Below are 21,525 nucleotides of genomic sequence, written 5' to 3'. Positions count from 1 at the left end.
CATGATGGTGAGCTTGACAGCTCTACTGCATGCACGGGGCATAACCATCCGCCGGTGGAGATCGAGATCGATCTACCCCTTCCGACCTCCACGAACCGCATCTGGCGGCGCGGATCCTCGCGAAGAACCGGCCGGACATGGACCTACCTGTCGGCGAGCTACCAGACCTGGAAGGCCAAGGCGGACGAGGCGCTCAAGGAGCTGCGAGCGTCCGGCCCGGTCGCCCGGATCGAGGGTCCGTTCGAGGTCCGGCTGGTCATCGACCGCAAGAAGCGCCACAAGCTCGATCTCGACAACCGGCTCAAGGCGCCCCTCGACTGGGCGCAAGCCGCCGGCCTGATCGTCGACGACAAGCTCCAGGACAGGGTCACGGTCGAGTGGGGCCGCGCGCCGAAGGGCGCCCGCCTGACCCTCACCGAAGTCCGAGAAATGCCTTGACGCTGGCAAGAATGCTAATTAGCATTCGTCATCCCTGCAAATTGCGAGAGAAAGGGCTGCCGCCTTGGCGGGCTCGTACAAGCACGACGTCGCGGCCTGGGCCGCGGCCACCGAACGGCTGAGCAACGGGGCGTACCGGCTCTACCATCTCATCGCCCAGCTCGTGGTGCTGGGCGATGGGCCGATCTCGTACCGAGAGAGAGGTCTGGCCGGACGGTGCAACCAGACGGTTCCGGCCTTCCGGAAGAACCTTCGCGAGCTGATCGACGCCGATCTCGTGATCGTGGAGTCCGGCCAGGTCTCGATCACACCGACCCGGGCCGTCACAGCCTGGGGTCGTGAGCACATTCCGGCCGCGCTCCGCGAAGCCGTGCTCACCCGTGACAAGCACACCTGCGTCTACTGCGGCGACACCGACTGCCCGCTGGAGATGGATCACGTCATCCCGGTCTCCCGGGGTGGCCTCAACACCGAACGCAACCTCGTGGCGTCCTGCGGCCGGTGCAACCGGGAGAAGGGAGCCAGGCTCGTGGAGGAGTGGATCTGAATGTCCGGCCACCTCTACATGCCGCTCTGGACCGACGCCTACCTGGGCGACACCCGGCATCTCACGACCCTGCAGCACGGCATCTACCGGAGAGCAGCGTGACCGACATCACCTTGATCGCGGCCATCGGCCAGCAGGGCCAGCTCGGGCTCCGGGGCGAGCTGCCCTGGAAGAGCAACTGGGGCCACGCTTACCGGGCCGACCTCTGGCGCTTCCGCGAGACCACCACCGGCGGCGTGCTGATCGCCGGCTACCGGACGATTCAGGGTCTCTGGGGCCTCGACGGCACCCACGACCGGGACCTGGTCGAGGATGACCTGCGCTGGAGCCCGGACGAGATCGCGGCCCGGATCGCCAAGCGCTGGCCGGAGCGCCCGGTCTTCGTCATCGGCGGCGCCAAGACCTACCGGCGCTGGCTCGACACCGTCACCGCCTTCGACGTGACCCGCCTGCCCTACGACGGCGAGGCGGACGTCCACGCCGAATTCCTTCTCCCCCACGTCACCCTGGAGGTTGCCGCATGAAGGTCTATCACGAGCTGCTGGAGCGCATCCTCGAACACGGCATCGTCAAGAGCGACCGCACCGGCACCGGCACGGCCTCGGTGTTCGGCCACCAGATGCGCTTCGACCTCACGCAGGGCTTCCCGCTGGTGACAACGAAGCGGATCTTCTGGCGCGGCGTCGTCGAGGAGCTGCTGTGGATCCTGCGCGGCGAGACCAACGTCCGCTCGCTCCAGGACAAGGGTGTCACGATCTGGGACGAGTGGGCCGACGAGAACGGCGAACTCGGGCCGGTCTACGGCAAGCAGTGGCGGAGCTGGCCGAGCTTCGAGATCCTGAAGCCTCTGGAAGGCCCCATGGGGTCGAGCCTGCTCACCAACCTGGAGCGCATCGGAACGCCGGTCTGCGCCTTCAAGCCGATCGACCAGATCGCCAACGTGATCGAGCAGATCCGCAAGAGCCCCGACAGCCGCCGGCTGCTGGTCTCGGCTTGGAACCCGGCCGACGTCGACGACATGGCGCTGCCGCCATGCCACACGATGTTCCAGTTCTACACCCGGCCGATGAACCTCGGGCAGCGCATGGAGCGCTACGAGGATTCGGTCGAGGGCTTCCCTTCGTGGGACGACGTCGTTCCGGGCCTGTCGCACATGGAGGTGCCCGACAGGTTCGACGCGATCATGAAGGCCTGCGACGAGCGTGGGATCCCGAGCCGCTTCCTCGACTGCCAGCTCTACCAGCGCTCGGCGGACGTGTTCCTCGGCGTGCCGTTCAACATCGCGAGCTACGCGCTGCTGACCCACATGATCGCCCACGTCGTCGGCATGGCGGCCGGCGAGTTCGTGTGGACCGGCGGCGACACCCACCTCTACTCGAACCACCTCAATCAGGCGAAGCTCCAGCTCACCCGCGACTTCCGGCCCCTGCCGCGCCTGTCCATCCGCACCGAGACGACGAACATCGACGAGATCGGCGCTCAGGACATCTGGCTCGAAGGCTACGACCCGCACCCGGCGATCAAGGCCGAGGTGGCGGTATGATCCGCGACACCTTCCAGCTCACCGGCCGGCCGGCGAGCGAGGACGTCGTCGAGGTGCTGCTGGAGCCTCACGACGGCAACGGCTGGATCGTCCAGCTCGCCCGCTGGTGCGCCCACCGGGGCGAGTGGATCCACGAATGGACCCGCCGCCCGATCATCGACAGCATCGTCGGCTGGCGGGAGCGGACCCGCTGTGCCCTCGAACTTGCAGGAATGCAAACGGAGGTCAGTTAGCATGCAAACCGTGTTCATCACCCGCTACGCCTTGAGCATGGGGATCAAGGAGGTCGAGGTCGTCAAGCGCGACGAGGAGGATGGCTGGGTCACGGTGAAGTGGGAGAGCGGCTTGAACGGCACCGCCGGCTTCTCGAAGCGCGACTACAGCCTGACCAGGGATGATGCCGTCGTCGTCGCCGAGAAGATGAAGCAGAGAAAGATCGACAGCCACAAGCGGTCGATCAAGAAGCTCGAAGGCAAAAAGTTCTGATGAAGTTGTTGATGTCCTTGTCGCTCGCAGCCGTTCTGGCTGCGGGCCCCGCGTATGCTTCCGATGTCCACAGGATGGTGTCGGCTTCAGCGAAGCGACACGGCGTTCCCCACGCGCTCGCCCACGGGATCGTCCGGGTCGAGAGCGGCTACAACTGCCAGGCGCGCAACAAGCGTTCCAGCGCCAAAGGCCTGATGCAGGTGATCGACGGCACGGCGCGCAGCGTCGGCGTCCGCGGCAACCGTCTCCACTGCGCGGTCGGCCTTGAGGCCGGGATGCGCGTGCTGCGTCAGGCCCTTGCCGCTGCCCACGGCGACTGGTGCCGGGCGGCCACGATCTTCAACCACGGGAGCCCGGCCGGCTGCTCGGCCTACGGGCGGCGCGTCCTCTCCCACTCGCGAGGTCTCTCATGAACCAGCACCGGCTCGACGTCTTGCGCGCCTTCCGCGAGAGCGGATGGCAGATGATTCCCATGGAGCTTCAACGAAAGGACGGCCAGCGGGCGATCTCCTGGCTCGTCGAGAAGGGCTTCCTGGAGCGCCACCCCGAGCACTTCATCACCGAGGTGCGGATCACCAACGCCGGCTACGACGTGCTCGCCCAGGCCGGTGGCGACGTCACTGGGTGGGGCTGACCATGCAACTTGCAGAGCGCAAAATGATCCTGCCGGTCTCGCTTCCTCCGCGAGGCCTGTCACGGATCGAGGCAGCCGCATTCGTAGGTGTGTCTCCCAACTTGTTCGACGAGATGGTAAGGGACGGTCGCATGCCCCAACCCAAGCTCGTGAACGCGCGGGTGATCTGGGATCGCATCAAGGTCGAGGCCCACTTCGAGGCCCTTCCTGAGCGCGACTCACCCGGGTCAGGGGCTCCGGTGGATTCGTTTGCCAACTGGACGCCATGAGCCGCATCAAGCTGAAGTACGTCGACAGCTTCACCGACCGCTACGGGGTCCGGCGCTTCTATTTTCGCCGGACCAAGAAGGACAAGCGCATCATGCTGCCGGGCCTGCCGGGCTCGGACGACTTCATGAGCGCCTACCAGCTCGCGCTCGACGGCCAGCCGCCGATCGCCAGAACCAAGGAGGGCTCCCCTGCGGCCAGGGAGGTCGTGCCGTGCTCGTTCGACGCCCTGGTGCTGCGCTACTTCGCGAGCCCGGAGTTCCTGGCCCTGAAGACGCCGACCCGGAAGGCCTACCGCCTGGCGATCGAGCGCATCGTCAGGGACGACAAGATCGGACCGCTGAAGGTCGCCGACTTCCGTCGCGAGCATCTCAAGGCGATGATGGCGAAGCGGGCTGAGACGCCGTCCTCGGCCAACGACACGCTCAAGAAGCTGCGCATCCTGCTCAAGTTCGCGATCGACATCTCCTGGCGCCGGGACGACCCGACGATCGGGATGAAGAAGTTCGCGGAGGGCGAGCACCACACCTGGACCGAGGAGGAGATCGCGCTCTTCGAGGAACGCTGGCCGTTGGGCACGCTCCAGCGCACGGCGCTCGCTCTCCTGCTCTACACCGGGCAGCGGGTGTCGGACGTCGCCGGCATGTCGTGGAAGGACGTGAACCAGGAAGGGACCGCGATCCACGTCACGCAGGACAAGACCGGCACCAAGCTGTGGATCCCGATCCACGCCGACCTGATGAGCCAGCTCAACGAGTGGCCGCGTCATTCGGCCACGGATGCGATGCTCTACACGGAGTACGGCAAGCCGTTCACCGCGAAGGGCTTCGGCAACAAGATGGCGGACGCGATCGAGGCGGCGAAGCTGCCAGAGGAATGCGTCTCGCACGGGATCCGCAAGGCTGCCTCACGGCGCCTGGCCGAGGCCGGCTGCACCGCCCACGAGATCGCGTCGATCACCGGGCACAAGTCGCTGGCGGAGGTCGAGCGCTACACCAAGGCGGCCTCGCAGCAGATGCTGTCGCAGGCCGGAATCGCCAAACTTCGGGCGAAGGTTGTCCCAAACTCGGTTTCCTGAGTTTGGGGATTTCCTTGGAAAACCCAACGATGTCAAAGAGTTAGGAAGGGGGATGGAGGCCTCGCCCGGAATCGAACCGGGGTGCAAGGATTTGCAGTCCTCTGCGTAACCACTCCGCCACGAGGCCATCCGGGCCGGCGCTCAGCCGGCGATCGGGCGGGCCGGGCTTGGAAGCGCCGGCTGCGCCGTCTCCCCGGCGTCGGGCGGACGACCCGGGGACGAGGGGTCCTTAGCAGAGCCCGGCCCGGCTCCGCAACAGGCATCCGGCGGCAAAACCGCGATGGAGGCCTCGAAATGAGCCGGCTCTCGAAAATCGCCCGGGGGACCGGAAGCCGGGCCAGAAATCCCTTGCGCGCCTTCCCTGCCTTGGGTAGAGGTCCCGCCGCGATCCCCGATAGCTCAGTTGGTAGAGCAGGCGACTGTTAATCGCCTTGTCGCAGGTTCGAGTCCTGCTCGGGGAGCCATCCTCTCCCGCCCATCGCGAGACCATTGCCGTGCAGGCCGATCCTGCGCGAGGGCCGTGTGCCTGCGCGATGGCCTGACACGGCCGGCCCCTCGGCTTTCATCCGAAAAAATCGACGGAACCTGTCGCCCGGTCCGGTGGTTTCTCGTTCAACTTGCTGCAACGCTTCACTGCACGGCGCCGCGAAGCAATCCAGCAGCCATCGATACGGGAGTTACCAATGATCGGCTGGGCTATCACCTTCCTCGTCGTCGCCCTCGTCGCGGCTCTGCTGGGTTTCGGCGGCATCGCCGGCACCGCCATGGAAGCGGCCAAGATCGTGTTCTTCGTGGCGATCGTGCTGTTCGCCGTCTCGGCGATCTTCGGCCTGATGCGCGGCCGCTCGCCCCGGATCTGACGTCAGCCGGCGGGCGGGCCTCGAAGGCCCGCCTCCCCGGATCAGGGCGGCCCCGCGGGGCCGCCTTTTTCGTTGGCTGGTCGCTGACCGGCCGCTCAGCCCTCGGCGGCGCGCCGCATCCCGCCGGCCGGCGCCAGCGACGGCCTCGTCCGCGCCCGGCGCGGCACCAGCCGGTGCACCGTCGCGGAGGGCAGCGGGCGCGACGCCCCGCGCTGAGCGGCGTGCAGATCGGCGCAGAGGATCGCCGCGGCGATGTAGCCGCGCGCGGAGACCTCGATCCTGTCGGGACGGATCGGCCATTCGAAGCGGGCCGTGGCCTTCATTCCCATCCTCCCTGGCGGCTGCATTCTTGGCGGCTGCATTCTTGAAGTCACGCTTGTGACGTCATGCCTTGCTCGTGTCACGCTTGGCTCATGTCACGCTTGGGCTCGCGCGTGTTCCGGCTCGGTCTCCCGCGGCGGACGGGCGGGCCAGGCAGCCCTCGGAGTCTCGCTGCCTGGCCCGTCGACCACGCCCGGCCGTGCAAGGGAGAGTGGACACGGCGGGTGCAGTGCCGGTGAACTCGCAAGCGCCGTGCCAGACGGGGTGCGGGGGCCTCGCAGGAGGCGCGGGGGGCCTCGCAGGAGGCGAAGGACGCGACGGGGCATCGGCCGGGCCTCTCGCAGGGGGTGAGCGCCCTCGTTCTAGGCAGGCCCTGCCGCCCACTCGCTAACATTCGATAGGAAATCGGTCCGGGGCGGGTTAGGAGCCGCCGCGTCACCCGCGCGGCTGCCACCTCATCTGCGTCCGAAACGCCGCTTTCGCGCCCGGACGGGTGGCGGCACCGCCCGGATTTCGGGCACAATGCCCGCGACGGGCCCTCGCGCCCCCTTTTCGGAGACAGACAGGCATGGCGATCGGCCCCTTCGTGACGGCGGACTGGCTCGCAGAGCGGCTCGCGGCGCCCGACATCGTCGTGGTCGACGGCTCCTGGTACCTGCCGGCGATGGGCCGGGATGCCGAGGCCGAGTTCCGCGCCGGCCACATCCCCGGGGCGATCCGCTTCGATATCGACGCGGTGCGCGACGAGGGCAGCGCCCTGCCCCACATGCTGCCTTCGCCGGAGGCCTTCGCCTCGCGGATGCGCCAGATGGGCATCGGCGACGGCATGACGATCGTGGTCTATGACGGGATGGGCCTGTTCTCGGCCCCGCGGGTGCGCTGGACCCTCAAGGCGTTCGGCGCCCGCGACGTCGCGATCCTGGAGGGTGGCTTCCCGGCCTGGGCCGCGGGCGGCCACCCCGTCGAGGAGGGCGAGGCCCGTCCGCGCGACCGGCGCCACTTCACCGCCCGCCTCGACCACTCGGCGGTGGCCAATGTGGGCGACATGCAGCGGGCGCTCGCCGGCCAGGCCCAGGTGGTCGATGCCCGCTCAGCCCCTCGCTTCGCCGGCGAGGAGCCCGAGCCGCGCCCCGGCGTGCGCCCCGGCCACATGCCCGGCGCCCTCAACCTGCACTATGCGACGCTGCAGGAGAACGGCCGGCTCAAGGACGAGGCGTCCTTGCGCGCGGCGGTGGCGCAGGCCGGCATCGACCTCGACCGGCCGGTCGTCACCACCTGCGGCTCCGGCGTCACCGCGGCGATCGTGTCGCTGGCGCTGGAGACCCTCGGCCGGCCGCCGCGGGCGCTCTACGACGGCTCGTGGTCGGAATGGGGTGCCCGGGAAGACCTGCCGGTGGCGACGGGGCGTTAGGCCGCCCTCCCGGATTTCCGGATCGCGTCTCAGGTCGTGCGAAGCGCCTCTCCCCGCCCACGGGGAGAGGCGTGGATCGCGCTCTGCTCGTGAGACGATGCGCTCGTCGGCTGGTGCGCCGCCCCGCCTTCGCCCGGCCTCTCGGCCGGGCTGCACCCTCAATGCAGGATCTGGCTCAGGAACAGCCGGGTCCGCTCGTGCTGCGGCGCGCGGAAGAACGCCTCGGGGGTGTTCGATTCGACGATCTGGCCCTCGTCCATGAAGATCACCCGGTCGGCGACCTGGCGGGCAAAGCCCATCTCGTGGGTGACGCAGAGCATGGTCATGCCCTCGTCGGCCAGCCCCACCATCGTGTCGAGCACCTCCTTGACCATCTCGGGGTCGAGCGCCGAGGTCGGCTCGTCGAACAGCATGATCTTGGGCGCCATGCACAGGGAGCGGGCGATCGCCACGCGCTGCTGCTGGCCGCCCGAGAGCTGCCCCGGATATTTGTGCGCCTGGTTCGGGATCTTCACCCGGGTCAGGTACCGCATGGCGACCGCCTCGGCCTCGGCCTTCGGCATCTTCTTCACCCAGATCGGCGCCAGCGTGCAGTTCTCGAGCACGGTCAGGTGCGGGAACAGGTTGAAGTGCTGGAACACCATGCCGACCTCGCGGCGGATCTCGTCGATCCGCTTGAGGTCGTTGGTGAGCTCGATCCCGTCGACGACGATGCGCCCGGCCTGATGCTCCTCCAGGCGGTTGATGCAGCGGATCAGGGTCGACTTGCCGGAGCCCGAGGGGCCGCAGATCACGATCCGCTCGCCCTTGCGCACGCTGAGGTCGACGTCGCGCAGGACGTGGAAGGCGCCGTACCACTTGTTGACCCGCTCCAGCGACACCGCGACCGGCGCGCTGGCGAGCCGCGCCGCCGAGGTGTTGCGAGGGCTGAGATCCGGATCGGTCTCCGGCAAGGGCACAGGGGCTGTCGGGACGGGGGAGGAAGCCATCGGGGATCTCACCGTGTCTGGCCGGCCGCGAGCCGCCGCTCGACGAAGCGGGCGTAGCGCGACATGCCGAAGCAGAAGACGAAGTAGAACAGGGCGGCGAAGGCGTAGCCGGTCATCACCACGGTCGGCGCTGCCCAGGCGGGATCGACCCGGGCCGACTCGATCGTGCGGATGAAGTCGAAGATGCCGACGATCGAGACGAGGCTGGTATCCTTGAACAGCGCGATGAAGCTGTTGACGATGCCGGGGATCACGATCCTGAGGGCCTGGGGCAGGATGATCAGGCGCATCCGGTGCCAGGGGCTCAGGCCCAGCGACATCGCCCCCTCGGTCTGGCCGCGGGGGATCGCCTGCAGGCCGCCGCGCACCGTCTCGGCCATGTAGGCGGCGGAGAACAGCGCGATGCCGACGAGCGGCCGCGCCAGCCGGTCGACCGTGACGTCGCCGGGCAGGAACAGCGGCAACATCACGTTGGCCATGAACAGCACCGTGATCAGCGGCACGCCGCGCCAGAACTCGATGAAGATGACGCAGAACAGCCGCACGATCGGCAGCCGCGAGCGCCGCCCGAGCGCCAGCAGGATGCCGAGCGGCAGGGACGCGACGATGCCGACGAGGGACACGATCAGCGTCACCAGCATGCCGCCCCAGAGCGCGGTCGGCACGGCGGGAAACCCCAAGCTCGGAATCCCGGCGAGCAGCAGGTAGGAGGCGACCGGGAACACGACGAAGAAGTAGAGCGCGCCGAGCGCCCTCTTCGGCGCGTCGAGCCACAGCATCCACCCCACCCCGACCGCCATCAGGGCGAAGAAGACATTGGGCCGCCAGCGCTCCTCGATCGGGTAGGAGCCGTAGATGAAGTAGTTGATCTTGCTCCCGACGAAGGCCCAGCAGGCCCCGACCGGCCGGCCCAGGACCTCCGGCCGGCAGGCGTCGCGGTTCTCGCCGGTCCAGACCGCGTCGATGACGAGGAAGCGCAGGAGCGGCGGCAGAGCGAGCGCGATGAGGGCGAGCGCCGCCAGCGTCATCGCGGTGTTGGCCGGGCTGGAGAAGAGGTTCTGGCGCAGCCAGGCGAGCGGCCCGCTCACCAGGGAGGGCGGGGGCGAGGCGGGCACCGCCTCGCGGCGGACGAAGGTGAGCGGCAGGGGCTGGGAGCCGGCAGTCATTCGTCTGGCCTCACCGCTCGATCAGCGCGACGCGCCGGTTGTAGAGGTTCATCACGAAAGCGGTGACGAGGCTGATCGTCAGGTAGACCGCCATGGTGATCGCCACCACCTCGACCGCCTGGCCGGTCTGGTTCAGCACCGTGCCCATGAAGACCTGGACCAGGTCCGGATAGCCGATGGCGACGGCCAGGGACGAGTTCTTGGTGAGGTTGAGGAACTGGCTGGTCAGCGGCGGCACGATCACCCGCATCGCCTGCGGGATCACCACCAGCCGCATGGTCGGGCCGGGTTGCAGGCCGAGCGCGCGGGCCGCCTCGGTCTGGCCGCGGTTGACCGCCTGGATGCCGGCCCGCACCACCTCGGCGATGAAGGCGGCGGTGTAGACCGTGAGCCCGAGGACGAGGGCGACGAATTCCGGATAGAGCTGCATCCCGCCGCGCAGGTTGAACGTGCCCTTGACCGGAACGTCGAGCGCCACCGGGGCGATGCCGAGGAGCGCCAGCACCCCGTAGGTCAGGAGCGGCAGGCCGACGACGAGGGCGAGACCCACCGCCAGAACCGGCAGTCGCCGGCCGGTCTTCGCCTGCTCGCGCCGCGCATGGGCGCGAAAGACCAGCGTGCCGACGAGGCCGAGGACGAAGGCGATGGGCAGGGCCCAGGCATCCGCCGCGAGGATGGGCTTCGGCAGGTACAGGCCGCGCTGGTTGAGGAAGACGGCCGTGCCGAGCGCGTAGGAATCGCGCGCGGCCGGCAGGCTCGCCAGCACCGCGACGTACCAGAACAGCAATTGCAGCAGCAGCGGGATGTTGCGCAGGACCTCGACGTAGAATGTGGCCAGCGTGCGCACGATCCAGTTCGGCGACAGCCGCGCCACGCCGACCGCGAAGCCGAGGATCGTCGAGAGCACGATGCCGATGGCCGCGACCATCAGGGTGTTGGTGAGCCCGACCAGGAAGGCGGTGCCGTAGGTCGAGGTCGCCGCCGTGAAGGGGATCACCGTCTGGTTGACGTCGAACCCGGCGGTGTTGCCGAGGAAGCCGAAGCCCGAGGCGACGCGGGCGTTGCGCAGGTTCTCGACGGCGTTGCCGATCGCGATCCAGGCGACCACCCCGACCGCCAGCAGCAGCAGGATCTGGTAGGCCGCCGCGCGGATGCGGGGATCGTAGAGGGGCGAGACCCGGGGCGGACCGGAGGGCGCGTCGGCCGGAAGCTGCGTCGGCAAGGGAGCGTGCTCGCGTCTGTGGTGGCCGGGGGCGGCGCCCGGGTCCCGGGCGCCGCTTGCAGTCATGCGGTCAGCGGATCGGCGGGCCGTATTGCAGGCCGCCCTTCGACCACAGGGCGTTGAGGCCGCGCTGGATCTTCAGCGGCGAGCTCTGGCCGACATTCTTCTCGAACACCTCGCCGTAATTGCCGACGAGCTTGATGACCCGGTAGGCCCAGTCGTTGGTCAGCCCGAGATCGGTGCCGTACTTGCCCTCGGTGCCGAGGATGCGCTTGACGTCCGGGTTGTCGGAGGTCTTCAGCATCTGGTCGACGTTGGCTTGCGTGATGCCCGCCTCTTCCGCGTTGAGCATCGCGTAGTGGGTCCAGCGGACGATGTCGGCCCATTGGGCGTCGCCCTGGCGCACTGCCGGGCCGAGGGGCTCCTTCGAGATGATCTCCGGCAGCACGATGTTGTCGTCCGGCGCCGAGGCGCGCAGGCGCTCGGCGTAGAGGCCCGAGGCGTCGGTGGTGAAGGCGTCGCAGCGGCCGGAATCGTAGGCCTTGAAGGTCTCGTCGGCGCTGGCGAAGGCCACGACCTCGTATTTCAGCTTGTTGGCCCGAAAGTAGTCGGCCAGGTTCAGCTCGGTCGTGGTGCCCTGCTGGGTGCAGACCGAGGCCCCGTCGAGCTGCTTGGCCGACGCGACGCCGAGCTTCTTCTTCACCATGAAGCCCTGGCCGTCGTAGAAGTTGACGGCCGGGAAGTCGAGCCCGAGCGTGGTGTCGCGCGACATCGACCAGGTGGTATTGCGCGACAGGATGTCGACCTCGCCCGACTGGAGCGCCGTGAAGCGGTCCTTGGCCGAGAGCGGGATGAAGCGGACCTTGGTGACGTCGTTGAAGATCGCCGCGGCGAGCGCCCGGCAGAAATCGACGTCGAGACCGGTCCAGCGGCCCTGCGCGTCCGGCACGCCGAAGCCGGCCAGCCCCGGATTCGAGCCGCAGGAGATGTAGCCCTTCTGCTTGATGCTGGTCAGCGTCCCTTGTGCCTGGGCGGCGCCCGCCAGCAGGGTGGCGCCGAGCCCGAAGGCCAGGGCCGCAACGATCTTCTTCATGCGGTTTGCGTCTCCCGTTCCGGTTGCGACCCCGCGGCCGCCGCCCGTTTGCCCAAGCACGAACGCTGCCTAAGCAAGAGGCATTCCAAGCGAAGCGGATTGTCCGGTCAAGGGGTTGGCCCGGTAGACGAACAGCGTAGACGGGGCCCGGGCTCGGTCGGCCCGGCTTGACGGGAGCGGGCGGCCCGGCATGTGCTCTCGCGCGACGTTCCTTGCACCAGGGTTCCGATGAGCATCACCCCGCCCCGCGATACGCGCCGCCTCGGCACCCGCACCCGCCTGGTCCATGCCGGCCGCGACCCGTCGCGCCAGCACGGCTTCGTCAACACCCCGATCTACCGCGGCTCGACGGTGCTCTACGAGAGCTACGACGCGCTCAAGCACCGGCGGGCCGAGTATACCTACGGCACCGTCGGCACGCCGACGGTCCGGGCCCTCGAGACCGCCTGGACCGAGCTCGCGGGGGCCGCCGGCACGGTGCTGACGCCCTCGGGCCTCGCCGCCGTGACGGTCGGGCTCCTCGCCTGCCTCAAGGCCGGCGACCACCTGCTGGTGACCGATTCAGCCTACCGCCCGACCCGGATCTTCTGCGACGGGTTCCTGACGCGGTTCGGGGTCGAGACCACCTATTACGACCCGACCTTGGGCGCCGGCATCGCGGCACTGATGCGCGAGAACACCACGGCCGTGCTCACCGAGGCGCCGGGCTCGCAGAGCTTCGAGATGCAGGACATCCCGGCCATCGCGGAGGTTGCCCACGCCCGCGGCGCCTGCGTGCTGATGGACAACACCTGGGCGACGCCGCTGCTCTTCCCGCCGCACGAGCGCGGCGTCGACATCGCCATCGAGGCCGGCACCAAGTACCTGTCGGGCGGTTCGGACCTGCTGCTCGGCCTCACCTCGGCCAATGCGCAGTACTGGCCGGCCCTGCGGCGGACCTTCGACCAGTTCGCGATGTGCGCCGGGGCCGAGGACGTGTTCCTGGCTTTGCGGGGCCTGCGCACCCTGCCCCTGCGCCTGCGCGAGCACGGCGAGCAGGCCTTGAGGCTCGCCCGCTGGTTCCAGGGCCGGCCGGAGGTCGCCCGGGTGCTGCACCCGGCCCTGCCGGAGGATCCCGGCCACGCGATCTGGTCCCGCGACTTCCTGGGCGCCTCGGGCCTGTTCTCGATCATCCTCGAGCCCTGCCCCGAGGCTGCGGTGGCGGCCATGCTCGACGGGCTGGAGCTGTTCGGGATGGGCTTCTCCTGGGGCGGCTTCGAGAGCCTGGTGATCCCGTTCGACTGCGCGCCCTACCGCACCGCCAATCCGTGGGCGCCCGGCGGGCCGGGCCTGCGGTTCCAGGTCGGGCTGGAGGACATGGACGACCTGACGCGGGATCTGGAAGCGGGGTTCGCGCGGTTGCGGGCGGCGAGCTGAGCGCAGACTTCGCTAACATTGCAGGACAGAGCGCGCCTCCCTCGCCCAGACGGGAGAGGGAGGCGGGCTTCACGTCATCTCGAAGTGACGAACGAGACCTTGCTCACGGCGCCAGCCACGCCGCTCCCTGTCCCTCTTCATCCCACGTGAACAGCGCCCGCCGGTGGCCCTGCCGGGCGAGGTAGAGGAATTCGAGCCGGGCGGCGGTGAGAATCACCACGCGGAACGCGGAGAAACCCGCCTCCAGAGCCGCTTCGTCCTCGGGGAGCACGAAGGCGCCCCCTTCGGGCAACGGCGTGCCGGGGGCCGGCGCGGTGCCGTAGCAGAGGCGGCTCATCGGCCGCGACGCCGCCCAGGCGGCGCGGGCGACCTCGTCCCCTCCATGCAGGCGGGCCGTGCCCTCGATCCGGACCTGGATCTTGGCCCCGGCATCGTAGGCGTGGAGCGCCGCCCGGGGCTCGGCGGCGATCTCGGCGGCCTTGGCGGAGCGGGCGTCGCAATGGATCCGCAAGGCGCGGGCCGCACGGTCGACCCCGCGCAAGACCACCGTGCGCAGGCGTGGCGCGCCGCCGCGGCCGAGCGTGGCCAAAGCCGGCGTGTGGAAGCCGCTCTGGTGGGCTGCCCCCTCCTCCAGCCGGCGCCAGGCCTCGGCGAGGCAGCCCGCGAGGTCGTCGTAGAAGGGGGGCAATTCGGTCATGCGGGGCTTCGGCCTCCGGTTCGTTCACCAATCTAGGGCACGATCCGGGGAACCGGGATGACCCGGAGACGCTTGTCCCGGCGAAGCTTGTCCGTAAGACGGCTCGCCCCGAGGTTCCTCACCATGACGCTCCGCACGACGCTGGCCTGGTTGCCCTCGATGGCTTGGCTGCCCCTGGCGGCCGCCCTCACGGCCCTGCCGGCGATGGCCGCCGACATGCCCGCCGGGTATGCGGCGCGCGGCGGGGCCGAGTTCTCCGCCGGCTGGCGGGCGCCGCCCCCGCCGCTTCCCCCGCCTCCGGCCGTCGCGGTCGAGGCGGAGGTGGTCGTCGTCGAACCGCCGCCCCGTCCGCTCCTCGGCTTCGGCTACGCGCCGGTCCTGCCCTATTACGGCGTGTCGACCGGACCCTACGGCTATCCGCCGCGGCGCGAGCCCGGGATCGGCGTCGGGCTGTTCTGACCGGAGGGCGCGTCGCAGGCGGCGAGCCGTTCCGCGACCAGCGCCTGCATCGCGAAGAGGTGACGGTCGCGGATGCCCAGCGCCTCGCAGGCCGACACCGTGTTGAGCAGGTACTCGGCGCTCGGCCCGATGGGGCCGCAGGCCGCGGCGATGCGCGCAGCGATCTCCGCATCGGTGAGCCGCCCGGCATAGCGCTCCCCCGTCCTGTCGGCCACGAAGGCCAGCGCCGGCACCGGCCCCGCCGCGGTCTCGGCGGCGACCCAGCGGGCCGCGTAGCCGCGCCCGCGCATCTCCCGCCGCCAGACCGGCCGCACGGAGTCCCGCAGGTCGTCGCCGGCGATCCGGTAGGCGAGGCCGCGGCACTGCCCGCCCCGGTCGAGGGCGAGCATCACGCCGGGGCGCTCCGGCGTGCCGCGAAAGCCCCGCTGCCACAGGCAGAAGCGGCGGTGCCAGCCCCGCACCCTGGCCTCGCGCCGCTCGCAGAACGGGAATTCCGGCCGCCACATCAGGGCGCCGTAGGCGAACAGCCAGAGGCTGCCCGCGTCGCCCGGCTTTTCGGCCAGGACCGCGTCGAGGCGCGCCTCGGCCTCCGCCTCGCCCATCAGCGCCATGCCGTAGCCCGGACCGCGCCCGTCGGCGATCACCGGGTGGGGATGGGCCCGGGCGATCAGCGCGGCATCAAGCGTGAGGGAGCGTTTCAGCATCGCAACCGTTAGTCCCATGGGGTGCGGCAGCGCGACAGGGGCCGATCGCGGCCGATCGGGTGCGATCGGCTTTCCCGCCAAGCGTGGCCGCCCCATGTTAGTGCCGTGCTAAGCAGCACAGGTCCAGGTTGTCCGGGAATGGAGGACGCGTCATGGCCATCACGGGTCGCTTCAATTTCCGCAAGACCCTCACCGGCAAGCTCGTCCTGCAGGTCGAGACCGAACGCCGCTCCTGGTGGCCCTTCGCCCGCGCCGCCTCGCCGGGCCATGTCTGGCGCGACGCCACGCCGAAGGACCTGACCGCGGTGGAGCTGCAGCAGCTGCTGAACCTGCGCCGCAATCCCGGCTACATGCCGCGCAACCCGGTGATCTTCATGATGGGCCAGGGTCCGAAGGAGGCTCCCTCCGCCGAGGTGGTGACCCTGGCCGCCCACCGTGCCGCCGGCCAGCAGCAGGCGGGGTGACCCGCGCGCGGCACCGCTCGCGCCCGGCCGCGTTGTCCCGGTCCAAGGAGGAGGGTCGAGGGCACGGCCCTCGCGAACGGGAGAGCGCAGCATGGGCATGACCTCCGTGAACCAGGCCGTGATCGAGGCCCTGTCGGAGCAGATCGTCGCCGCCTATTGCGACGCCGCCGGGCCCGCCGAGGAACCGGCCCGCGCCCGGCTGATGGGCGAGATCATGCACGCCATCGAGGGGCCGGTGGGCACCCGCACCCTGGCCGAGCACGGTCCCGAGCGGGTCAACGCGGTGCTGGCCGACTGGGAGGCGCAGGAGGGCCGCAGCTTCGGCCTGCGGCTGATCGAGATCGATCCCGGCCGCACCGTGGTGACGATGGGCTGAAAGCCCGGCCGGTCAGGTTCGACCCTCGCCGAGCTCGACCAGCAGATGCGCGAGCGGCCCGGGGGCGCTCACCATCGCGTCGTGGCCGGTGGCCAGGTCCCGCCAGCCCCAGCCGGGCTGGCGCCGCACCCAGTCCTTGACCCGATCGAGGGTGGCGTAGGACGGCGCGGTGCAATCGACATAGGTGCGCGGCAGGCCGTTGCCGACGGGGCCGCGAATTGCCAGCGGGCTCTCGTAGGTGCTCAGGGGATGCGGGGTCAGGCGCCGCTCGACCCAGGCGGCATCCGCCGGGTCGAGCACCCCGAAGGCGCCGGCCGGCGGCGGCGGCAGGCTCAGGCCGCCGCTCGACTCCGCGGCGGCGCGGCGGCGGGCCGCCACCACCTCGGGCGGCAGCCCGTCGAAGGGCGCGCGGCCCGGTTCCGCGATCAGCGCATCGAGATAGACGAGGTGGCGCAGCCTCTCCGGCATCGCCTCGGCCACGCCGCTGATGGCGAGGCCCCCGAAGGAATGCCCGACCAGCACGACGTCGCTCAGCTCCTCGGCCACGATCACGCCGGCGACGTCGCGCATGAAGGTGTCGAGGGTGATCGCGCCGGACAGGAGATGCGCCCGCTCGCCGAGGCCGGTGCAGGTCGGGGTGAGGACCCGATGGCCTTGCGCCCGCAGGCGATCGGCGACCCGTGTCCAGCACCAGCCGCCGTGCCAGGCGCCGTGCACCAGCACGAAGGTCAGACCATCCGGCATCCCGCCCCTCCCGTCGTCGCCGGGGGAGCCAAGCGCGAATGGAGGCGGCGCGCAAGATCAGGCGCGCGATGCCGCGCAAGATCCGGGGCGCGATCCCGCGCCGGATCCCTAATTCACGTCCTCGTCCCGGTCCTGCCGGTTGGCGTCGAACCCGGCGATCATCCGCTCCAGCGACTGGAAGCTGCGGACCGCCTCCTGGGTGCGGCCGGCGGCGCATTTGCCCTCGGCCGAGCGGTACCACAGCAGCATGCTGTTGAAGGCGTGCTGGTGGGGAGCGCTCGCGACGCGGGCGCGCCGGGCGGTCTCGGCGTCGAACCAGATCCGCACGGCGTGGCCGGCATTGGTGCAGACATCGGCGGAGGGCGGCAGGGCGGCGCGGGAGACGGTCGGATCGCACAGCATGGCGAACCAGATCGCGGCGGCCGCGAGGCCTGAGGCGCCGACCATGCCGGCAGCGCCGCGCAGGCGCCGGCGCCAGTCGGGCCGCGCCGATTCGGAAGCCGGCAGGGCTTCCACGGCCTCGGGCCAGCAATGGGTGTAGTGGACCGAACCGTCGGTGTGGTGGTGGGGCCACGGATGGGTCATCGAGCACCCCCTTCACGATCAGGGTGGGACTCCGGAGCCTCGCGCGGGCCGTCAAGCGTGCCGGGTCGCAAGAAGTCGGGTCGTCTTGGAGGGTCGCGGCGGAACGACGATGCCGCGGCCGATCGCCGGACGATCTTGCTGCGGCGACGGACCTCGCGAAGTGGCCGGATGATAGGCGCGGGCGGTGCTCTCCGGCGTGTTCCAGCACACATTCCACGCACGGGCTGGCGACTTCTTGAGCCGGCCGCTCCCCGGGCTGGCGCTTTTCCGCCCGCCATGCTCTGCCTGACGGCAGGGGCGCAGCGACAGTCGCCCGCGACGGGAGGATGTGATGCGCTGGCACGCTGCTGCGGCTCTGGCCGCGATCGGTCTCGGGCTCCTGTGCGCCGCCCCGGCCCGGGCGCAGGACGGGCGACACTCCGAGGCACGAAATTCCGAGGCACGAACCTGGGCGACGGCCTGGGCCGGCTCGGTCCAGGGCCCCTACCCGGTCGGCAATCCCTCCGCCCAGCCCGACCTGTCCTTCGCCTTCCCGGACCCGGCGGCGGGCGCCCGCGACCAGACCCTGCGGCTGGTGCTGCGGCCGGACGTCTGGGGCCGCGAGGCGCGCCTGCGGATCTCCAACGCCTTCGGCACGCAGCCTCTCACCCTCGACGGCGTCCATGCCGGACTGCAGCTCGGCGGCGCGGCCCTGGTGCCGGGGACGAACCGCCCGGTGCGGTTCTCCGGCCAGGACCGGGTCACGGTCCCGCCCGGGGGCGAGGCCTGGTCCGACCCGGTCGCCCTGCCCTTCGCGGCCGACCCGGAGGCGCCGCTGCTCGCCGGGCGCAAGCTCGCCGTCTCGCTCCACGTCGTGGGAGCGAGCGGGCCGATGACCTGGCACGCCAAGGCGCTTCAGACCTCCTACGCCACCGCGCCGGGGGCCGGCGCCCGGGGGGCCGACGAGGGCGAGGCCGCCTTCCCGTACTCGACCGCCTCGTGGTTCTTCGTCGACGCCGTCGACATGGCCGTGAGCGCGCCGACCCCGGTCGTGGTCGCCTTCGGCGATTCGATCACCGACGGCACCGCCTCGACGATGAACGGCGACGACCGCTGGCCCGACGTGCTGTCGCGCCGCCTGCACGCGCAGCTCGGCAACCGGGTCTCGGTGGTGAATGCCGGCATCGGCGGCAACCAGGTGGTCGGCCCGGCGGAGTACAATGCGCAGAAGCCCTTTCCGGGCGGGCCCTCGGCGTTGTCCCGCCTCGACCGCGACGTGATCGGGCTGTCGGGGGTCGCCAGCGTGATCTGGCTCGAGGGCATCAACGATTTCAGCCGCAACGGCGAGGCCTCGCTTCCTGCGGTCGAGGCCGGGATGCGCGAGGGCGTCGCCCGCCTGCGCGCCCGCCTCCCCGGCGTGCGGGTGATCGGCGCCACCCTGACCTCGGCCAAGGGCAGCTCCAGCGCCGCCCACGGCCATCCCGAGCAGGACGAGAAGCGCCGCGGCCTCAACGCCTTCCTGCGCGGATCGGGGGTGTTCGACGCCGTGGTGGATTTCGACGCCGCGACCCTCGACCCGGCGACCGGGGGATTGCGCCCCGAGATGGTCCCGGAGAGCACCACCGGCGGCAAGGGCGACCGGTTGCACCCGAACCGGGCGGGCTATCTGGCGATGGGGAGCGGGATCGATCTCGGGGCGGTGCTGACGACGGGGCGGTAGGCGGCGGGTTCGATAAGCCCGTGGGACGTCAGCGCTTCGCTGCGCGGCGTCCCCCGTCCGGAACCTGACCTACTTGCGGAGCTGGGCGTTGGTAGCCCGGACGAGCCAGCCCGAGCGGGTCTCGTAGGCCCCCTCGGCGGCGCAGGTCGCTTTCGTTCATCGTCAGGTTGACCCGCACCGTATTCCTCGGAAGATCGACGTCGAGGACGCCCGCCATTCCGTCCGCAGCATCCTCCCGAAACAGCGGATCGTCCTGCAGCACATCGAGCGAGCGGACCGGGGGTACCTCGAGACCGTCCGCGAGCATCCCGCCGACGTGAAAGGACAGCATCTCGGCGGCTTTGTCGTAAAGCGCGTCGAGATCGTCCGCGGCGGTGGTCGCGCCGGGAAAATCCGGGAAGGAGGCTCCGTAATGGCCGGGCTCGCCATGGATCAACATGGCCACCTTCGTCATCACGGCTTCTCCTGCTTGAAAACCCTCTGCTCCCCGCGTGTAGAAAATGGGCGTCTACTGATCAAAACAAAACGTTTGTCCAGGGACCACGCAGCTGAGCCTGGGATCCGGAATCGCTGATGTTTCAGAAGAAGGCGAACAGGGCCCGCTAAATTCTAAACCACTTGCGCTTTTGAATTCCGGGCTCCGCTGCGCGGCCCCGGAATGACATGGAGGGGGCGATCTCTTCGACTAACCATGCCGATCGGGCATGGAGCGGTCACGTCTGCGCGACGCCTCACGCCCGCGCGTACAACCGGTCCGCCCGGCTCTCGAAGGCGTCGGTGAACTTGCGGAACGCCCGGTCGAACATCTTGCCCATGAGCAGCCCGAGCGCCAGGCTCTTGAACTCGTAGGTGATGAAGAACTCGACCGTGCAGCCGCCGTTCGGCGCCTCGCGAAACGTCCAGCGGTTCTCGAGATGGCGGAACGGGCCGTCGATATACTCGGCCAGGATCTTCAGGTTCGGCCGGTCGAGGCGGACCCGGGTGGTGAAGTGCTCCGAGATCGCCTTGTAGCCGACGCCCATATCGGCCACCAGGGTCTCGGTGCCGTCCTCGCCCTCTTGCCGGCGCAGCACCCGGAGCGAGTCGCAGAGCGGCAGGAATTCGGGGTAGCGCTCGACATCGGCGACGAGGTCGAACATCTCCGTCGCGCTGTGGCGGACGGTGCGGGTGGTGCGGAAGCTCGGCATCGGGTCAGACGGTCCCCAGCCGGTCGAGCCGGGCCTGCTTGAGCCGGGCGAAATCCTCGCCGGCATGGTGGGAGGAGCGGGTGAGCGGCGTCGCCGAGACGAGCAGGAAACCCTTGGCGTAGGCCGTGGTCTCGTAGGCCTTGAACGCATCCGGCGTCACGAAGGCCAGCACCGGGTGGTGCTTCTTCGTGGGCTGCAAATATTGGCCGATGGTCAGGAAGTCGACCTCGGCCGAGCGCAAGTCGTCCATCAGCTGGAGCACCTCGTTGCGCTCCTCGCCCAACCCCACCATGATCCCGGACTTGGTGAAGATGGTCGGATCGAGTTCCTTGACCCGCTGCAGCAGGCGGATCGAGTGGAAGTAGCGGGCGCCGGGGCGGACCGTCAGGTATTTCGACGGAACGGTCTCGAGGTTGTGGTTGAACACGTCGGGGCGCGCCGCCACCACGACTTCGAGGGCGCCGTCCTTGCGCAGGAAGTCGGGCGTCAGGATCTCGACGGTGGTGGTGGGGCTGAGGCGCCGGATCGCGCCGATCACCGCGGCGAAATGGGCTGCGCCGCCATCCTTGAGGTCGTCGCGATCGACCGAGGTGATGACGACGTGGTGCAGGCCGAGCTTGGCCACGGCCTCCGCCACGCGCTCGGGCTCGGCGGCGTCGAGGGCCTCCGGCATCCCGGTGCGCACGTTGCAGAACGCGCAGGCCCGGGTGCAGGTATCCCCCATGATCATGAAGGTGGCGTGCTTCTTCTCCCAGCACTCGCCGATATTGGGGCAGCCCGCCTCCTCGCACACCGTCACGAGCTTGTTCTCGCGCACGATGGCGTTGGTCTCGGCCCATTTCGGCGAGCCCGGCGCCTTGACGCGGATCCAGTCCGGCTTGCGCAGGATCGGCTGGTCGGGCCGGTGCGCCTTCTCCGGGTGACGCGGGCGCTGGTCGTTGCGCAGGAGATCGAGGACGACGGCCATGGGATCCGAGGCGGCAAGGGGTTTCGAGACGAAGAGGCGTCCGCGAACCCCTCGCGGCGCAACGGTGACTTAAGATGTCTGGGCCGCCGGGGCAAATGGGGCGTGACGCGCCGCCGCGCGGCGCGTCACGCATGTGTACCGTCGCGGTCCTGAGAAGGCGTCCGGCACAGGT

General features: G+C 69.9%; 29 protein-coding genes and 2 tRNA genes. 18 read left to right on the top strand and 13 right to left on the bottom strand.

Annotated features, from left to right (window positions below; translation table 11 throughout):
• Window positions 1–54 precede the first annotated feature (54 nt).
• From DA075_RS06580 to DA075_RS06535, 10 genes are all read left to right on the top strand, one after another.
• Complete coding sequence (locus tag DA075_RS06580; protein ID WP_164712222.1) at window positions 55–438, top strand: RusA family crossover junction endodeoxyribonuclease; 384 nt, start codon at window positions 55–57, stop codon at window positions 436–438.
• A gap of 64 nt (window positions 439–502) precedes the next feature.
• A complete protein-coding gene (locus DA075_RS06575; RefSeq protein WP_210207020.1) occupies window positions 503–985 on the top strand; it encodes an HNH endonuclease in 483 nt (160 codons plus the stop codon).
• Between the two features lie 98 nt (window positions 986–1,083).
• Entirely contained in the window at window positions 1,084–1,509 is a 426-nt protein-coding gene (locus DA075_RS06570; RefSeq protein ID WP_164712221.1) for a dihydrofolate reductase, read from the top strand.
• Entirely contained in the window at window positions 1,506–2,528 is a 1,023-nt protein-coding gene (gene thyA, locus DA075_RS06565; protein ID WP_099952527.1) for a thymidylate synthase, read from the top strand. Before DA075_RS06570 ends, thyA begins: the two co-directional genes overlap by 4 nt.
• A complete protein-coding gene (locus tag DA075_RS06560) occupies window positions 2,525–2,761 on the top strand; it encodes a hypothetical protein (protein ID WP_099952526.1) in 237 nt (78 codons plus the stop codon). The genes thyA and DA075_RS06560 overlap by 4 nt, the downstream gene beginning before the upstream one ends.
• 1 nt (window position 2,762) lies before the next feature.
• On the top strand, window positions 2,763–3,014 hold the full coding sequence (locus tag DA075_RS06555) for a hypothetical protein (protein WP_099952525.1): 252 nt from the start codon (window positions 2,763–2,765) through the stop codon (window positions 3,012–3,014).
• Between the two features lie 74 nt (window positions 3,015–3,088).
• The gene (locus DA075_RS06550; protein WP_164712220.1) at window positions 3,089–3,427 is read left to right on the top strand and encodes a lytic transglycosylase domain-containing protein; all 339 of its coding nucleotides are present in this window, start codon (window positions 3,089–3,091) and stop codon (window positions 3,425–3,427) included.
• Window positions 3,424–3,648: a hypothetical protein gene (locus DA075_RS06545; protein WP_099952523.1), complete on the top strand. Its 225-nt coding sequence runs from the start codon at window positions 3,424–3,426 to the stop codon at window positions 3,646–3,648. Before DA075_RS06550 ends, DA075_RS06545 begins: the two co-directional genes overlap by 4 nt.
• A gap of 131 nt (window positions 3,649–3,779) precedes the next feature.
• Window positions 3,780–3,917 carry a hypothetical protein gene (locus tag DA075_RS38360; protein ID WP_338068003.1) on the top strand — a complete coding sequence of 46 codons (138 nt, stop codon included), beginning with the start codon at window positions 3,780–3,782 and terminating at the stop codon, window positions 3,915–3,917.
• Window positions 3,914–4,993 (top strand): tyrosine-type recombinase/integrase, encoded by a 1,080-nt coding sequence (locus DA075_RS06535; RefSeq protein ID WP_099952522.1) that lies wholly within the window; start codon window positions 3,914–3,916, stop codon window positions 4,991–4,993. Before DA075_RS38360 ends, DA075_RS06535 begins: the two co-directional genes overlap by 4 nt.
• Before the next feature lie 53 nt (window positions 4,994–5,046).
• Here the strand turns inward: DA075_RS06535 and DA075_RS06530 are convergent.
• Window positions 5,047–5,120: transfer RNA gene (locus tag DA075_RS06530), tRNA-Cys, on the bottom strand.
• Window positions 5,121–5,381: 261 nt separating this feature from the next.
• Here DA075_RS06530 and DA075_RS06525 point away from each other — a divergent pair.
• Window positions 5,382–5,457, top strand: a tRNA-Asn gene (locus DA075_RS06525).
• 219 nt (window positions 5,458–5,676) lie between these two features.
• Entirely contained in the window at window positions 5,677–5,853 is a 177-nt protein-coding gene (locus DA075_RS06520; protein WP_048431004.1) for a DUF1328 domain-containing protein, read from the top strand.
• 95 nt (window positions 5,854–5,948) lie between these two features.
• On the opposite strand, the gene DA075_RS06515 is transcribed toward DA075_RS06520, so the two are convergent.
• A complete protein-coding gene (locus DA075_RS06515) occupies window positions 5,949–6,176 on the bottom strand; it encodes a hypothetical protein (protein ID WP_099952521.1) in 228 nt (75 codons plus the stop codon).
• A gap of 566 nt (window positions 6,177–6,742) precedes the next feature.
• On the opposite strand from DA075_RS06515, the gene sseA reads away from it, so the two are divergent.
• Window positions 6,743–7,585: a 3-mercaptopyruvate sulfurtransferase gene (gene sseA, locus DA075_RS06510; RefSeq protein WP_099952520.1), complete on the top strand. Its 843-nt coding sequence runs from the start codon at window positions 6,743–6,745 to the stop codon at window positions 7,583–7,585.
• Window positions 7,586–7,743: 158 nt separating this feature from the next.
• Here the strand turns inward: sseA and DA075_RS06505 are convergent, their stop codons facing one another.
• The 4 genes from DA075_RS06505 to DA075_RS06490 form a co-directional block, all read right to left on the bottom strand.
• Window positions 7,744–8,574: an amino acid ABC transporter ATP-binding protein gene (locus DA075_RS06505; protein WP_232386133.1), complete on the bottom strand. Its 831-nt coding sequence runs from the start codon at window positions 8,572–8,574 to the stop codon at window positions 7,744–7,746.
• Window positions 8,575–8,582: 8 nt separating this feature from the next.
• Complete coding sequence (locus DA075_RS06500) at window positions 8,583–9,740, bottom strand: amino acid ABC transporter permease (protein ID WP_099952519.1); 1,158 nt, start codon at window positions 9,738–9,740, stop codon at window positions 8,583–8,585.
• Between the two features lie 10 nt (window positions 9,741–9,750).
• Window positions 9,751–10,962, bottom strand: a complete 1,212-nt coding sequence (locus DA075_RS06495) for an amino acid ABC transporter permease (protein WP_232386135.1) — start codon at window positions 10,960–10,962, stop codon at window positions 9,751–9,753.
• A gap of 70 nt (window positions 10,963–11,032) precedes the next feature.
• Complete coding sequence (locus DA075_RS06490) at window positions 11,033–12,055, bottom strand: amino acid ABC transporter substrate-binding protein (protein WP_099952517.1); 1,023 nt, start codon at window positions 12,053–12,055, stop codon at window positions 11,033–11,035.
• 228 nt (window positions 12,056–12,283) lie between these two features.
• On the opposite strand from DA075_RS06490, the gene metC reads away from it, so the two are divergent.
• Entirely contained in the window at window positions 12,284–13,471 is a 1,188-nt protein-coding gene (gene metC, locus DA075_RS06485) for a cystathionine beta-lyase (protein ID WP_099952516.1), read from the top strand.
• Window positions 13,472–13,574: 103 nt separating this feature from the next.
• Here the strand turns inward: metC and DA075_RS06480 are convergent, their stop codons facing one another.
• Window positions 13,575–14,168 (bottom strand): pyridoxamine 5'-phosphate oxidase family protein, encoded by a 594-nt coding sequence (locus tag DA075_RS06480; protein ID WP_099952515.1) that lies wholly within the window; start codon window positions 14,166–14,168, stop codon window positions 13,575–13,577.
• A gap of 123 nt (window positions 14,169–14,291) precedes the next feature.
• On the opposite strand from DA075_RS06480, the gene DA075_RS06475 reads away from it, so the two are divergent.
• Window positions 14,292–14,627, top strand: a complete 336-nt coding sequence (locus DA075_RS06475) for a hypothetical protein (RefSeq protein ID WP_099952514.1) — start codon at window positions 14,292–14,294, stop codon at window positions 14,625–14,627.
• Here DA075_RS06475 and DA075_RS06470 read toward each other — a convergent pair.
• The gene (locus DA075_RS06470; protein WP_099952513.1) at window positions 14,582–15,331 is read right to left on the bottom strand and encodes a gamma-glutamylcyclotransferase; all 750 of its coding nucleotides are present in this window, start codon (window positions 15,329–15,331) and stop codon (window positions 14,582–14,584) included. The two genes, DA075_RS06475 and DA075_RS06470, sit on opposite strands and share 46 nt — an antisense overlap.
• Window positions 15,332–15,483: 152 nt before the next feature.
• On the opposite strand from DA075_RS06470, the gene DA075_RS06465 reads away from it, so the two are divergent.
• The gene (locus DA075_RS06465; protein ID WP_099952512.1) at window positions 15,484–15,795 is read left to right on the top strand and encodes a hypothetical protein; all 312 of its coding nucleotides are present in this window, start codon (window positions 15,484–15,486) and stop codon (window positions 15,793–15,795) included.
• 91 nt (window positions 15,796–15,886) lie between these two features.
• Window positions 15,887–16,171, top strand: coding sequence for a hypothetical protein (locus DA075_RS06460; protein WP_099952511.1), 285 nt, complete (start codon window positions 15,887–15,889; stop codon window positions 16,169–16,171).
• Between the two features lie 12 nt (window positions 16,172–16,183).
• Here DA075_RS06460 and DA075_RS06455 read toward each other — a convergent pair whose 3' ends face one another.
• Complete coding sequence (locus tag DA075_RS06455; protein WP_099952510.1) at window positions 16,184–16,915, bottom strand: alpha/beta fold hydrolase; 732 nt, start codon at window positions 16,913–16,915, stop codon at window positions 16,184–16,186.
• A 108-nt stretch (window positions 16,916–17,023) separates the two neighbouring features.
• Window positions 17,024–17,500 (bottom strand): hypothetical protein, encoded by a 477-nt coding sequence (locus DA075_RS06450; protein ID WP_174800065.1) that lies wholly within the window; start codon window positions 17,498–17,500, stop codon window positions 17,024–17,026.
• Between the two features lie 331 nt (window positions 17,501–17,831).
• Between DA075_RS06450 and DA075_RS06445 the strand changes: the two genes are divergently transcribed.
• On the top strand, window positions 17,832–19,199 hold the full coding sequence (locus DA075_RS06445) for a GDSL-type esterase/lipase family protein (protein ID WP_099952509.1): 1,368 nt from the start codon (window positions 17,832–17,834) through the stop codon (window positions 19,197–19,199).
• A gap of 28 nt (window positions 19,200–19,227) precedes the next feature.
• On the opposite strand, the gene DA075_RS06440 is transcribed toward DA075_RS06445, so the two are convergent.
• The 3 genes from DA075_RS06440 to lipA form a co-directional block, all read right to left on the bottom strand.
• Entirely contained in the window at window positions 19,228–19,653 is a 426-nt protein-coding gene (locus tag DA075_RS06440; RefSeq protein WP_244936521.1) for a type II toxin-antitoxin system HicB family antitoxin, read from the bottom strand.
• 277 nt (window positions 19,654–19,930) lie between these two features.
• Complete coding sequence (locus tag DA075_RS06435; protein ID WP_099952508.1) at window positions 19,931–20,386, bottom strand: type II toxin-antitoxin system RatA family toxin; 456 nt, start codon at window positions 20,384–20,386, stop codon at window positions 19,931–19,933.
• Between the two features lie 4 nt (window positions 20,387–20,390).
• Entirely contained in the window at window positions 20,391–21,353 is a 963-nt protein-coding gene (gene lipA, locus DA075_RS06430) for a lipoyl synthase (RefSeq protein ID WP_099952507.1), read from the bottom strand.
• Window positions 21,354–21,525 lie beyond the last annotated feature (172 nt).

Source organism: Methylobacterium currus (genome assembly GCF_003058325.1).
GTDB classification, from domain to species: Bacteria; Pseudomonadota; Alphaproteobacteria; order Rhizobiales; family Beijerinckiaceae; genus Methylobacterium; species Methylobacterium currus.
The sequence above is the reverse complement of the archived record's forward strand: the minus strand, read 5'-3'. Positions and strand labels throughout refer to the sequence as shown.